The sequence below is a fragment of the Arthrobacter sp. R4-81 genome (genome assembly GCF_054792365.1).
The window spans coordinates 63243-75250 of the sequence record NZ_CP096445.1; the positions used below are offsets into that span (position 1 = coordinate 63243).

Here is a 12008-nt window from a genome sequence, read left to right on the forward strand (position 1 = left end):
TGCGGGCGCTGTCGCGACGTTTTGTTTTCCTTCAACGAATCAATGGAACGCTTCCACCCCCGGAGGGAAACGCTCCGAGTAGGCGCCCGGGTGCCGCAAACGACTATGCCATCAGAAGTTTTGGTCGACCTTCCGCACAAACTGACTGTCCAGTAAGTGCCCTACTTTTTCCACACAGCCTCGGTTATGCTTCCGGATCGCCTTCTGATACGCAGCGGGTATTGGGACCGGGGACTCGACAAGAATTTTCATGGTCAGTCGGCAACCAGCGGTGATGTTTTCCAGGGAGTATGTTGTCTTAACCGACGGCTGTTCTGAAGAACAGACAGACCTGGTCACGGCTGAACGGCCAGGGTCCTCGCTCATAACCTCAATGGCCGAAACTTGCCCCTCTGTTGAGATAAAACACTGCAATTCGCCTTCCCCATCTGGGGTGCCTGGCACTTTGAACGCCCTAGCAGCGCCATCTAAGAGGATGGCGGCCTCAGCGGGTCGGATCAGAGCCCAAACAGTCGCTGGTGCATGTTTGTACTCTTTAGCAGCGGATGCGTGAAAGGTGTAGGCGCGGAACGGTTTTCCTGCCAGCATCCGGCGGGTGCTTCGGACATTGCGATACTGCCGCCAGGAATAGGCCATCGTCAGTACGAGCCCGCCCCCCAGCAGGACGAGAACAGCGACGCCGCGGGGATCCTCCCCTTGGGCTTGTGACACTCCATACAGTCCGAGCGTCAGAAATCCAGCTACTTGGAGGATGACGGCATAAACATCTACTGCTCTCTTCACCCGATAACTAAAGCACGTTCACACTGGCACGCAGGGCAGGACCATACTCAAGGCGCTAGCAAATGCACTCTAGGCTCAAAAGGTTCCGCAACGGACACCAACAGTGCGGTGAGGGACCGGCTTTGGGGCGCATGAAAGAAACTTCTTTGGCACTAGAGTTCGGTCCATGATTGTTTGGCTCAATGGCACCCACGGGGCGGGAAAGACGACGACGAGCAAGCTCGTGGCAATTGCTGCCCGACGCGCGCGTCCTCGACGGTGAGAAGGTCGGTGAGGTGCTCATGGACATCAAGCCGGGACTTCCTGCAACGGACAACTTCCAGCACTGGGAGCCGTGGCGGGGGCTCGTTGTCGAAACCGCTCGGCGCGTGCTCGAGTACACCGGAGGTACACTCGTGATGCCGATGACTGTTCTGGTCGAGAGCTACTGGCGGGAGATCAGCGATGGCCTTACAAAGTACGGCATTCCGATCCAGCATTTCGTGCTCCACGCCGACCAGGCCACGCTCCGCGACCGCATACAGAACGACAAAGTACTCGGCCCTTCAACGTTCCGCTTCGCATACTTGGAGCCATACGCCGAGGCAGCTCATACCTGGCTGCACAATGAAGCCGAGGTCATCGACACCACACACATCACAGCGGACCAGGCCGCACAGCAGATCGTGGATTCGGTGCTTGACCGCTGAGAGCGCGAAACGTCCGGCGTGGTGTGTCCGCTGAGGGATCCGCTTGCGGACGTCCGCTGACGGACCGAGTTTGGGGCGGACCCTGCGAGCGCGTGAGGCCTCTCGATTCGTCTTCAGTGGATCGGGGTATGCGATGGCCAGCAGCCCGCGCATGGCCCACCGGTGGAGGAACGAGCTTTGCGCCGCTAGGTGAGATCGAGCCTTGAACGTTAAACCTTGAGCCGAGCATCAGCGCGGAGGGTCTACGATGAACGGCCAGGAAGGCAGACAAGACGACAAGGGGCGTGCCACAATGTGCGTGGGGAGGGATCACTGTGGGTGAGGTTGCTTACGGGTCATTGGCGTCTGTGTATGAGTGGCTGGTACCGGATGCTAAGGCGTCCCCGGCGGGCAATGCGCAGGGGTTCGAGATGGTGACGGCGGGGCTCGACCCAGGGGGACAGATCTTGGACTGCGCCTGTGGGATTGGGTTGCTGGCGGTGGGGCTGGCTGAGGCCGGATTCCGGGTCACTGCGTGCGATGCCAGCCCGGCGATGGTCGAGCGGACCCAGGCGCTGGCTCGCGCTCACGGAGTCGAGGTGTCGACGCGGGTATGCCGCTGGGACCAGCTACCCGATCCAGGCTGGCAGGACCGGTTCGACGCTGTGATGTGCGTCGGGAACTCGCTCGCGCACGCGGTCGGCCGCAGTGGCCGGCGCGCCGCACTCGACGGCATGGCATCCGTGTTGGCTACAGGTGGGGTGCTGGCGCTGACCTCCCGCAACTGGGAGCAGATCCGCTCAGCCGGCCGCAAGGCAATGGTGGTGTACTCCTGGCAGGTGCCGCCTTCATGGGACGCCGAACACCACCTGCAGATTTCCGTGGCAGCACTCCAGGACGGTGACCAGCTGCAGGTGACGACCGAATTGCTGCCTATCTGGCCCTTCCACCACGAGGAACTGCTAGCCGATGTCGCGGCCGCAGGTCTAAGCCTCGCAGGGTCCACGTACGACGCGACCCAACCAAATTATCTCGTCACCGCTCAGCGACGCGCAGGGTTACCAACCTGACCCACATTCTCCTCATCCCGGCGTCGCATGATCACACCGTCCGCGGCGAGACCGGACGGCCATGTAGCGTCCCGCTCAGGCACCGGCTTACGGGACGGAAGCGCTATACAGGTGGTGCCTTCGCAGTGCAGCGTCCACCGGCGGGACTAACGACGGCATTGAACCAATTACAAGTTATTGGTTCTTGTATCCCCCATTTTTCCAGGCAGAGTGTAGGGACAATCAGCAGATGCACCGTTCCAGAGTGAGTACACGAATGACATATGACCAAGAAGCTGACGCTGTGTACGTCTATTTTGCGGATGAGATCCTAGCCGGGGATGTGAAAAAAACTTATCTGTGCGATCCCATTGAAGTCGACGGAATGATCAATCTCGATTTTGACCGCGACGGACGACTCGTCCGTGTGGAAGTTCTCGATGCGAAGAGCAAATTGCCGCCAGAACTACTGGATCGACTTATTCAGGGATGAGGACCCCGCCCTGTTCGACGAACCGAATCTGATCCAGTCAGGGTTCCTCTCAGGGACGATTCTAGGGCTCTAGCCGGGACATCCCTAAAGGACAGCATTGACCCATCTAGCTGCTGAGCCGGAACCTCCAGCTGCTCTTCAGTCGTTGCAACTGTTGGACGGAGGGCAGTGGGAGGCGTTGAATGGCTCCATAGCTGAAAGCGTCGGGGGGCTTATGACTAAGCAGTTACATGTGAGCGGCCGGCACGTGCCATGGAGCCTCACCCTCAGTGTTTTGTGTTGGCTCGTTCCCGGTGTGTGGTCCGGCCTTGGCACGCTGATCCCATCCCTGTTGGTGCCGTCCCACATAAGAGACTCCGGCTGGTTCGGCTCAGGTACCCTTGTCGTTCTGGCTGGATACACAGTGGTCGTGATTGGCGTTCCGATTCTGATGCTTTACCGGTCCCGGGTAGCCAGGGCTCTGCTGTCCCTGGTCGCTGGACTGTTTGCCATTATTGTCATAGCTGTTCCCCCGATAGAGCCGATGTTCGCTTTTATCCCTGTCGCGCTCGGCGCCGTACTGATGTGGCTTCCGCCGTCGAATCAATTCCTCCGGAAACGCATCATCGCTGGAAACGGCGCCGTGCTCTGAGCGAGACTGCAAGCTCGGGGACTAACTGTCCGTTTAGGGTTCCTTGGGTTCTTGCGAACCCAAGGTTCGTCTAACGCACACAAGACGGCGCGGTGATCCACCAGCTAACGGACGTTGCCCTGTCCGGGGGTTCACGGGTGTAAAGGCGCGCAATCCTTACAATAAGAAATGGTGCAAAGCTCCCGGCATTGACATGGAGCTCCGTCGCTGGGAACCGAGACCGAGGGGACATGCAACTCGGCAGTAAGTTGAATCCGCTCCGCCTGCGCCCCTGCCCCCGTCCTGTTGATACCAGAAATCTATCCCTTAATTGGCAGAACCCAACCAATACCGGTGCAGAGGCCTACACTTTCAGCCATGGGGGACTCAGAGTCAGACGTCGGGGCAACTCCGGTGATCGTGCGGGTCACCGCCGGCATCTGCGCCGCGGCCAACCTGACCATTCTGGGCGTGCTCATCACAGGCGCGGTATCCAGCAGCACCGCCGCGGTCCTGTCCGGCACGGCACAATCAGGGCCCCTCGGGCTACTGGCCTTCGGCCTCCACGCTTCCATCGTTATCGGGCTCATCTTCGCGGTGAACTCCCTGACCGGTCCCGACCCCGAATACGGGAAGATTCTGAGTCTCTTCAGGGGCAACGACCTCAAGGGATTGAGCGACGCCGCACCAGCCATGCTCTTGGGGTTTTCGTTCCTGACTTATTGGCTTGGCTTCATCGGCGTCTCCTGGTTCGGGTGGAGAATCCACGAGCCGGCGTCTGCCATGGCAGAGGTGAGCGCCGCCCTCACACTCGTCGGCGCTGCCGCCTTGGCTCTCTGGATGATCCTGGTGGCTCTCGGCAAGAGGTCACCACACTCCGCAGGAAGTGGCGCGCAGGAGCACGAGGCAGTACTTTTGGCGAACACACTCAGCCGACCGCGGAGACGAAGGCCGATGGAGCCTTATCGACGTAATGTCGGCTTCAAGTACCGGACAATCCGAGCCACGATACCGCTCGTAGAACTCAGCGCGACCTCAGAGGAGCTCCATTTCAGGTTTCGGTTCGGTCTTGGACTCATTTTCGGGCCATGGCACTTCCGCAGGGAACAGGTATTCGAGGTGTTCACAAGACGCGGACTATTTTCCACGCGAATCCACATCCGCGGGGAAGACTTTGAGATCTATGTCTATGCGTCGCCTCCGGAACCGCTGCTCCTAACCCTCGAGGAACTCGGCTACCCCGTGGACTGGATCATGCGACGATGACAGCGCCGGAATGTGCAGGTGGGTTCGGGTGCCCGGTGAAGTATCCCTTACCCGGGCGCTGCGGTCACCCAACGCATTTGGTATGGAGTCAACAAAACCACACGGTGGGTCGTTCCCCGTGCCGGAACCCGCCCCGTTGATCATCACAGCTTCAATCCGGCCGGTCATGCCGACCGCTGAGAACGACCACGGAGAAGGACCAAGAGAATCGTTGTGACGACAGCTGCGGCGATACCGCCCAGAAGATCTGACCAAAAGATGACAGGCAGCTTGTTAATAACGAACAGCAGTTGCATCAGCGCGCTCAAGCCGGCAATCCCGGCGCCGGCGATCAATAGTCTCGTTCTATGGTCCATGCCATCCCCCAATGCAGTGGGCTGTTCCGCAGCCCGTTCGCAGTCAGCCTATCTGACGGCTTATTCTCGCTCCGGGCCGAGAATTCCTTCGGGGCACACCCTGGGTGACGACTCTGTCCCGCAGAGCGTTCATGAGCGGGCACGCGATAAACGAGCTCACAGGAAAGGCCGCCGAGAACGAGGTCTGTGGGGGCCGCTCCTGCACACAAGTTGGTCTACGGTGCGGAATCCGGCCGGGCAATTAGGGCATCATCCTCGGAGCCTGCTCTTTACGCGGATGAACAGGGCGGCCAGCGCCATCCCGAAGAAGGACGCGGTCAGGAGGGCCAGCACCGCCAGCGCCGGGTTCGTCCACAGAGGAACCATGTCGTACTCGGCGTTGCACTTGGTGGTCAGGGGGAACAGCTGGAGCTGCTCATGCCCGTTTTGACTGCGGTATTCGTGGTCGTACGTGTGTCCACGCAATTCGCACGCCTCCCCCACGTCAAGCCCGCCGGCGGAGACACCTTGGAAGAAGACCAAGAACAGCAGGAACGCGGACAGTATCGTCAGCTTGAGCCAGAAACCGGCAGGCTTCGTTTGTAGCATCTCGGCCGGTGAGGGATCCCCCTTCCGGCCATCAGTCTGCCCGGTCAGGGTTCCTCAAATGCGACGATTGGGTTCCTCCGATAGAACGTCCGTCGTTTACAGAGCTCAGGGTCGGTGCGATGCTGAACCCACTACGGCGACCCTGGGCTGTGGGCCGAATGGGGGCAAGCGTAAATGCAATGGAGAATGCCGAAACGACGACCTCCCTGGCCGCACGACATGCTGATTACAGTCAAGGATGATCCTCACCACCTGACTCTCTTGCTCTTTGTCCGGCAGGCTTGGGCGCTGGCTGGAGATGTGGACATCCCGCCCCTGGACCCTGTGCCTGACTGTGGTAGCTCCCGGATGCCTGCGTCAGCTGATGCAGAGACGTGGGACAAGCGCTGGAAAACGGCTTGGGAGCAAGCTTGGGCCTGGTACGAGATTGAGGATTCGACGCACCATCCCACGCCTTCTGAAATGCGAGAGGCCGAGGATCCTGATCACGGATTGAGCCCTTTCATGGCGCCCGGTGGATGCAGCGCTATGGGTGGGAAGGCCTGGATAGTGACGCCTACCAGGCGTGGGACCGAAGCCTTGTCCCGAAGTTTCCCCACGGTGGGGAACGTCAAAGTCTCCAGGAGCTGATCCCGGCGTGGGAGAGCGGACTCGACACCATCATTGTTCTGCCTTATAAGGGGTACTTTGCGCAGCGACTGACTCGCCGGCTCCTCGTTGTGTCCGCTGACGTCCGGAACCACCGTGAGGACTACAGCAGGGCGTTAAGAGAGAGCACACTCTAAAACGACCCATTGAGGGTTCGGCTGCGTGTGGCAGCTAGCTGTCGAGGCCCATTGAAAGCTGACCGTCCCTAGGCGGACCAATCCCAGCATTCGTGCGCGCATGGCTCCTCAAAGGAGACCGTGGCGAAATTGGCTTTGTTAGCGGATCTGCTGGTCAGGGTTTTGCAGGTCGTATAGCTCCCGTGATGCTCCTATGGAGTCTTTGTGTTCCAAGGACCAGTCTGCGAGCTGTTTGACCAGCAGGGTGAGGCTGCTTCCACGCTCAGTGAGTTGGTAGGTGACTTGGGCAGGGACAGTCGCGTAGACCGTGCGTGTAACAAGGCCGTCCCGTTCGAGGCGTCTCACCGTGAGGGTCAGCATGCGCTGCGAAATCCCTTCGATGGCCCGCTGGAGCTCGCGAAAGCGCCGGACACCCGAGGCCAGCTCCACGATGACCAGCACCGACCATTTATCCCCGATTCGATCCAGAACGTCGCGGATTCCACAGTCTGGATGGTCGGGTTCGCCGCAGGGTTCCAAGACAGGGGTTACTTCCATGTGACTGCCTAACACCAAAGTGCCTCCTTGTGGGCTCTCGCCTTGTTACCGAAGATGAGTCTAGTTACCGAAAAGTACCAGTGAAATGAGCATGCCCATGATTCTCGTAACCGGCGCCTCCGGCCACCTCGCCAAAGCAATCCTTCAACACTTCACGCAGGCGGGAGCGGCTGCAAGCGGAGCAACCCGTAATCCCAGCAGCAGCGACCAGCTTCGGGCCTTGGACTTCGACGTCCCCGAAACAATCTCCTTCGAGGGCGTGGAGACATTGGTAATGGTGTCCGCCGGAACTGAAGAAGACGATGTCGTCATCACGCGGCACAACAACGCCATAACGGCGGCCGAACGCGACGGGGTCAGGCACATCGTGTACACGAGCCTCACCGAGGCCGGCGATCATCTGGGATTCGCGTTGGCCCATCGCTGGACAGAACGCCGCCTTCAAAGCGGAAAGGCGCAGTGGACGATTTTGAGGAACGGTCTCTACGCGGAGCTGATCGGCCATCTCCTGGCTCCCCGTGAAGGAGTCATCTCTGCCCCATTCGGACAGGGCGGCGTCGCCGCCGTCGCCCGTCAGGATCTTGCAGAAGCAGCGGCAATCATCGCGCGGAACCCCGAAATACACCAAGGCAGAACCTATAATTTCGTCGGGAACACCGTCGTCACGGGGCAGAACATAGCTGACACACTGGGGGCGGAATACCGGCCGGTCAAGCTCACCGAACTACGACAGGCCCTGGATTCTGCCGCGCTGCTGCCCTTCCAGCCTCCTATGCTGCTGTCCATACATTCCGCAGTAAGCCACGGATTCCTTGAGGAAACAGGCACCGACATCACCGCCATCCTTGGACGGGAACCCCTGAACGCACTCCACATTGCCGCGGCCGCAGCGACCGCATGACCAGTAGCAACTGGCCCGAGCGCCCAGGCCGGGTGCCGCCGTCGCCCTTTCCTTTGTGGTTTGGCTTTTAGGCAGGTGACTGGGAAATCCGAATCATGTTGCCGGAAGGATCACGGAAGGCACAGTCGCGTGGGCCCCATGGCTGGTCGATAGGCTCCTGCATCACCTCTGCGCCGGAGGCCCGGACTTTCTCGAATAACCCGTCCAGATCATCAGTACGGAACACAAGCATGGGGAGAACACCCTTGACGAGGAGCTCCTGGAGTGCGTCTCCGTCGGCCTGGGAACGGCCAGCATGCGGCGAGGACAGAACGATCTCGAGGCCAGGCTGGTCCGGCATTCCAAGGGTGATCCAGTGGAAGCCGCCCTGGGCGACGTCGTTCCTGACCTCAAGGCCGAGAGCATCACGGTAGAACGCGAGTGACTCTTCGGGATCGTTGACAGTGATATTGCAGTACTGGAGTGCGATAGTCATGGTGGCAACGCTAGTCCGAAGCTGCCGGTACCGCTTCTCGAATACTGCTTTTCACGTACTGGGCGGGACGGGTCCTGATCTTGGCAATGCACGCGGGCATGGCCTCGACGGCGTGGTGCTCCCGGGAACGATACGAACTGGGCGTCTCCCCTACGATCTCCGTGAACCGGGCGCTGAACGAGCCCAACGATGTGGACCCGACTTCCATGCAGGCGTCCGTAACGCTCCACCCGGCCCGCAAGAGAGCCATAGCCCGCTCGATCCTGCGCGTCATGAGGTAGCTGTACGGCGTTTCGCCATAGGCCTCGCGGAACTGCCTGGAGAAGTGCGCCGGTGACATTAATGCCTGGCGGGCCATGGTGGGAACGTCCAGCGGACGGGCGTACTCACGGTCGATCAGATCCCGTGCACGGCGCAAAAGAACCAGGTTGGCCAGGTCCTGAGGAGTCATGTGATGAGGCTACCACCGGGGCCGAAAGTTCTCATTGGGTCGTTGACGGGGATAGGCGCTTACGCGCCCGGTGTGTCCGGACTTTCCTTGAGCCGGGCCACCAGGACCGGTGCGCCCTCGCTTTCCGGGAGCGGATCCGCGTGGCGGTGCACCACCTTCCACTCGCCGTTCTCGCGTCGCAGGATGGTGGTGACGCGGAGTGAATAGGGCTTGGTGACGGCGCCGTCAAGGGAAGCAACGGTGTGCTCGATTCCCGCGAGATAACCCAAGTCACCGCTGACGCCGGCCGCCACGACCTCATATCTGAAGGACTGGCAGTCGGAGAAACGATGGGCCAACCAGTTGAAGACAGGGGCTATCTGATCCCATCCGCTCTTCGACTGGGCCGCACCAAAAAGGGTTACGGGAGCATTCCGCGACCACATCGCAATCCGCTGAGCGGCATCCCCGTTGTGAATAGCTGTGTCCGCTTCTTCCAGGCGCGGCAATACCGATGCCAGGAATTCTTCAAGTTCGCTCATTTTGTCCCCAGACCTCGAACCGGAACCTCCACTTTCCAGTATCGGCACGGCCTTCACACGGTCACAAGGATCTGCCGGCAGTAAAAACTGCCGGCAAAGAGCAGTCAGTCCGGCTGAGACAGGCGTCGCGCGGATTCTTCAATGGCCGCACCGATCTCTTCGGTGCGGCCATCGAATTCCCGGCGTTCCCCGAAAACACAGAGGGAAGCAACGATGGTGCCGGCCGTATCCCGGAGCGGCACAGCCAACTCATGGACGCCGTGCTCGAACTCTTCCACAGCGTGGACCACGCCCCTGGGCCTGTCCCGCTCCATCAGCGCTAAAACTTCGGCAGCGGAGTGGGCTGCTTGGGGACCCCCGACGCCGATAAACTCCACGTCCGCAAGCAGCCCCTGCAATGCCTTCTCGCTGTGATCCCAGAGCAGCGCCCGGCCTGATCCGGTGCACCATACGGGGGTGACCATGCCGGGCTGCATCATTCCGCCGGAGAGGCCATGGTCACTTGAGGACCTGATGAGGATGACACGGGCGCCGTCCCGGACCGACACCCTGCCCTTGAGTCCGAGATCGGCAGTTATCCGCTGGAGCTCCACTCTTGAGGAGCTGACCCACCCGCCGTTGAGGGAAGCCGCCAGCGAGAAGAACGCAGGACCTGCACGGAAAGGGCCCCGGTCCACCCTTTCCAGCAGGTCCAGGTCACAGAGTTCCTGGGTCAAACGCGAGACCCTGCTGCGGTCCATACCCAGCTCGACGGCGATCTGGGTAACGCCGTACAGCGATCGGCCCCACTTCTCACGGTCAGCGACGATGCGGACAATCCGAAGCCCCTGTGCCAGGGATGAGACTTCAGAAGTTTCCATGTTCGTGGCTCCTCACCGCGGGACGACGCCCTATTCTTGCACAGCCGGTTCTTGCACAGCCGCTACTTTGCCGCTGCGGCCAACTGGCGGGAGCGGCCGTATTTGAAGTGGAAGAACGCGTAGCAGCCAATGACAAACGGAATTCCGAAGTAGAGGGCATAGATCTGGTTCGGGTCAAAGGCGATACCTACCAGGGATACAAGGCACAGGCTGAATGCAAGGATGGGAACCAACGGGTACAACGGCGCCTTGTAGCTGAGCGTGGAAACGTCCCCGCCGTTCCGGACGAAGGCCCTGCGGTGGAAGAAGTGGGATGCCGTAATGGACATCCAGACTCCCACCACGGCAAACCCGGCCACGGACACCAGCGCCAGGTAGACCAATTCCGGTGAGACAACGCTGCAGATCAGCGAGGCAACGCCACCCACCATGCTGACGCTCAATGCGAGCAGGGGGATCCCGCGCTTGGTCAGTCGCCGAAAGGCTTTGGGAGCATGACCCTCCTCTGAGAGTGAGAAGAGCATGCGTGCACAGGAGAACAGCCCGCTGTTTCCGGCCGAAAGCAGTGCGGTGATGATGACGAAGTTCATGATGTCCGCGGCGAAGGGAATGCCGATGGAGGAGAAGACGGTCACGAACGGGCTCTCGTCCAGTCCCACCTGCTCATAAGGGATGGTTGCGGCGATGACAGCGATGGCACCGACGAAGAAGATAAGGAGCCGGATGACGGTGGTGCGCATGGCCTTGGGGATGCTTGTTTCAGGGTTCGCCGTCTCGCCCGCTGCCACGCCAATGAGCTCGGATCCGGAGAAAGCATAGAAGACGGCGAGAGCGGTCACGAGCACGCCGGTGAAGCCGTTGGGGAAGAGGCCCGACGTCGTCGCGAAGTTTTCGAAAAGCATGGGGTGTTCGCCGCCGGCGGCAAGGGGATGGAACCCCAGGAGCGCCGCTCCACCAAGCACAATCAGGACGACGATGGCGCCCACCTTAATGATGGAGAACCAGAACTCCGATTCACCAAAAACTCGCGAGGAGATGGCATTGAGGGAGAAAAGGATGGCGGCAAAAAGCACGCACCAGATCCAGACGTCCACTTGCGGAAACCAGCGCTGCATCAGGAGCCCGGAGGCCGTGAACTCGGAGCCGATGGCAACCGCCCAGCACAGCCAGTAGAGCCATGCCGTGGTGAAGCCAGTGGCCGGACCGATGGACCTCGCAGCGTAGATGTGGAAGGCGCCGGAGACGGGATAAGCGATGGCCAGCTCGCCCAGGCAGGACATGACGAGATACACCATGAAGGCGCCCACGAGGTAAGCCAAAACGGCGCCAAGCGGCCCGGCCTGCGAAATGGTGTAGCCGGAGCTCAGGAAAAGCCCCGACCCGATTACGCCCCCCATGGCGATCATCACGAGGTGGCGCGGGCCCATGGAGCGCCGCAATCCGGATTCTTGCGCGGCCGGCGGTGCGGCCTGAGTACCCAGCTCAGTGGGTGAAGAGAGTGACATGAGGTCTCCCGGGAGTGGTGAGGATGCCAGCGTTTGCTGCACCGGCTCCGGTTGCGGCGAGTCAGGGAATCTCCGACTCCGCACTTCCAGAGGTGATGAAAGTAACACAGATCACGAGAAACAGTCATTAAAAACATCCAAATATGCATATGTTGCACGT

General features: G+C 60.5%; 16 protein-coding genes. 7 read left to right on the forward strand and 9 right to left on the reverse strand.

Annotated elements, in window-relative coordinates:
* Positions 1-111 precede the first annotated feature (111 nt).
* Positions 112-783 carry a hypothetical protein gene (locus tag M1E05_RS00315; RefSeq protein ID WP_461164087.1) on the reverse strand — a complete coding sequence of 224 codons (672 nt, stop codon included), beginning with the start codon at positions 781-783 and terminating at the stop codon, positions 112-114.
* 182 nt (positions 784-965) lie between these two features.
* Between M1E05_RS00315 and M1E05_RS00320 the strand changes: the two genes are divergently transcribed.
* From M1E05_RS00320 to M1E05_RS00340, 5 genes are all read left to right on the forward strand, one after another.
* Complete coding sequence (locus tag M1E05_RS00320) at positions 966-1472, forward strand: ATP-binding protein (protein ID WP_461164088.1); 507 nt, start codon at positions 966-968, stop codon at positions 1470-1472.
* Between the two features lie 314 nt (positions 1473-1786).
* Positions 1787-2521, forward strand: coding sequence for a class I SAM-dependent methyltransferase (locus M1E05_RS00325; protein ID WP_461164089.1), 735 nt, complete (start codon positions 1787-1789; stop codon positions 2519-2521).
* Positions 2522-2765: 244 nt separating this feature from the next.
* Positions 2766-2993, forward strand: coding sequence for a DUF2283 domain-containing protein (locus tag M1E05_RS00330; RefSeq protein WP_461164090.1), 228 nt, complete (start codon positions 2766-2768; stop codon positions 2991-2993).
* 214 nt (positions 2994-3207) lie between these two features.
* Positions 3208-3624 carry a hypothetical protein gene (locus M1E05_RS00335; protein ID WP_458112724.1) on the forward strand — a complete coding sequence of 139 codons (417 nt, stop codon included), beginning with the start codon at positions 3208-3210 and terminating at the stop codon, positions 3622-3624.
* Positions 3625-3981: 357 nt separating this feature from the next.
* Positions 3982-4869, forward strand: coding sequence for a hypothetical protein (locus tag M1E05_RS00340; protein ID WP_461164091.1), 888 nt, complete (start codon positions 3982-3984; stop codon positions 4867-4869).
* Positions 4870-5033: 164 nt separating this feature from the next.
* On the opposite strand, the gene M1E05_RS00345 is transcribed toward M1E05_RS00340, so the two are convergent.
* Both M1E05_RS00345 and M1E05_RS00350 read right to left on the reverse strand, forming a co-directional pair.
* Complete coding sequence (locus M1E05_RS00345) at positions 5034-5225, reverse strand: hypothetical protein (RefSeq protein WP_458112722.1); 192 nt, start codon at positions 5223-5225, stop codon at positions 5034-5036.
* Positions 5226-5474: 249 nt separating this feature from the next.
* Positions 5475-5813, reverse strand: coding sequence for a hypothetical protein (locus M1E05_RS00350; protein WP_461164092.1), 339 nt, complete (start codon positions 5811-5813; stop codon positions 5475-5477).
* Positions 5814-6331: 518 nt separating this feature from the next.
* Between M1E05_RS00350 and M1E05_RS00355 the strand changes: the two genes are divergently transcribed.
* The gene (locus tag M1E05_RS00355) at positions 6332-6598 is read left to right on the forward strand and encodes a hypothetical protein (RefSeq protein ID WP_458112719.1); all 267 of its coding nucleotides are present in this window, start codon (positions 6332-6334) and stop codon (positions 6596-6598) included.
* 138 nt (positions 6599-6736) lie between these two features.
* On the opposite strand, the gene M1E05_RS00360 is transcribed toward M1E05_RS00355, so the two are convergent.
* Positions 6737-7135, reverse strand: a complete 399-nt coding sequence (locus M1E05_RS00360; RefSeq protein ID WP_461164093.1) for a winged helix-turn-helix transcriptional regulator — start codon at positions 7133-7135, stop codon at positions 6737-6739.
* A gap of 97 nt (positions 7136-7232) precedes the next feature.
* Between M1E05_RS00360 and M1E05_RS00365 the strand changes: the two genes are divergently transcribed.
* On the forward strand, positions 7233-8036 hold the full coding sequence (locus M1E05_RS00365; protein ID WP_461164094.1) for an NAD(P)H-binding protein: 804 nt from the start codon (positions 7233-7235) through the stop codon (positions 8034-8036).
* Between the two features lie 67 nt (positions 8037-8103).
* On the opposite strand, the gene M1E05_RS00370 is transcribed toward M1E05_RS00365, so the two are convergent.
* The 5 genes from M1E05_RS00370 to M1E05_RS00390 all read right to left on the reverse strand — a co-directional run bounded on the left by M1E05_RS00370 (position 8104) and on the right by M1E05_RS00390 (position 11848).
* On the reverse strand, positions 8104-8511 hold the full coding sequence (locus M1E05_RS00370; protein ID WP_458112716.1) for a VOC family protein: 408 nt from the start codon (positions 8509-8511) through the stop codon (positions 8104-8106).
* A gap of 10 nt (positions 8512-8521) precedes the next feature.
* Positions 8522-8962: a helix-turn-helix transcriptional regulator gene (locus tag M1E05_RS00375; RefSeq protein WP_461164095.1), complete on the reverse strand. Its 441-nt coding sequence runs from the start codon at positions 8960-8962 to the stop codon at positions 8522-8524.
* Positions 8963-9021: 59 nt separating this feature from the next.
* On the reverse strand, positions 9022-9483 hold the full coding sequence (locus M1E05_RS00380) for a YybH family protein (protein ID WP_461164096.1): 462 nt from the start codon (positions 9481-9483) through the stop codon (positions 9022-9024).
* Between the two features lie 104 nt (positions 9484-9587).
* Positions 9588-10343: an IclR family transcriptional regulator gene (locus tag M1E05_RS00385; protein WP_461164097.1), complete on the reverse strand. Its 756-nt coding sequence runs from the start codon at positions 10341-10343 to the stop codon at positions 9588-9590.
* Positions 10344-10405: 62 nt separating this feature from the next.
* Entirely contained in the window at positions 10406-11848 is a 1443-nt protein-coding gene (locus M1E05_RS00390; RefSeq protein ID WP_461164098.1) for an amino acid permease, read from the reverse strand.
* Positions 11849-12008: the final 160 nt, after the last annotated feature.

Coding starts and splice junctions, on each gene's coding strand:
- M1E05_RS00355 (WP_458112719.1), top strand. CDS start 6,332: ATGCAGCGCTATGGGTGGGAAGGCCTGGATAGTGACGCCTACCAGGCG.
- M1E05_RS00390 (WP_461164098.1), bottom strand. CDS start 11,848: ATGTCACTCTCTTCACCCACTGAGCTGGGTACTCAGGCCGCACCGCCG.
- M1E05_RS00370 (WP_458112716.1), bottom strand. CDS start 8,511: ATGACTATCGCACTCCAGTACTGCAATATCACTGTCAACGATCCCGAA.
- M1E05_RS00340 (WP_461164091.1), top strand. CDS start 3,982: ATGGGGGACTCAGAGTCAGACGTCGGGGCAACTCCGGTGATCGTGCGG.
- M1E05_RS00375 (WP_461164095.1), bottom strand. CDS start 8,962: ATGACTCCTCAGGACCTGGCCAACCTGGTTCTTTTGCGCCGTGCACGG.
- M1E05_RS00335 (WP_458112724.1), top strand. CDS start 3,208: ATGACTAAGCAGTTACATGTGAGCGGCCGGCACGTGCCATGGAGCCTC.
- M1E05_RS00380 (WP_461164096.1), bottom strand. CDS start 9,483: ATGAGCGAACTTGAAGAATTCCTGGCATCGGTATTGCCGCGCCTGGAA.
- M1E05_RS00350 (WP_461164092.1), bottom strand. CDS start 5,813: ATGCTACAAACGAAGCCTGCCGGTTTCTGGCTCAAGCTGACGATACTG.
- M1E05_RS00320 (WP_461164088.1), top strand. CDS start 966: ATGGCACCCACGGGGCGGGAAAGACGACGACGAGCAAGCTCGTGGCAA.
- M1E05_RS00360 (WP_461164093.1), bottom strand. CDS start 7,135: ATGGAAGTAACCCCTGTCTTGGAACCCTGCGGCGAACCCGACCATCCA.
- M1E05_RS00345 (WP_458112722.1), bottom strand. CDS start 5,225: ATGGACCATAGAACGAGACTATTGATCGCCGGCGCCGGGATTGCCGGC.
- M1E05_RS00365 (WP_461164094.1), top strand. CDS start 7,233: ATGATTCTCGTAACCGGCGCCTCCGGCCACCTCGCCAAAGCAATCCTT.
- M1E05_RS00385 (WP_461164097.1), bottom strand. CDS start 10,343: ATGGAAACTTCTGAAGTCTCATCCCTGGCACAGGGGCTTCGGATTGTC.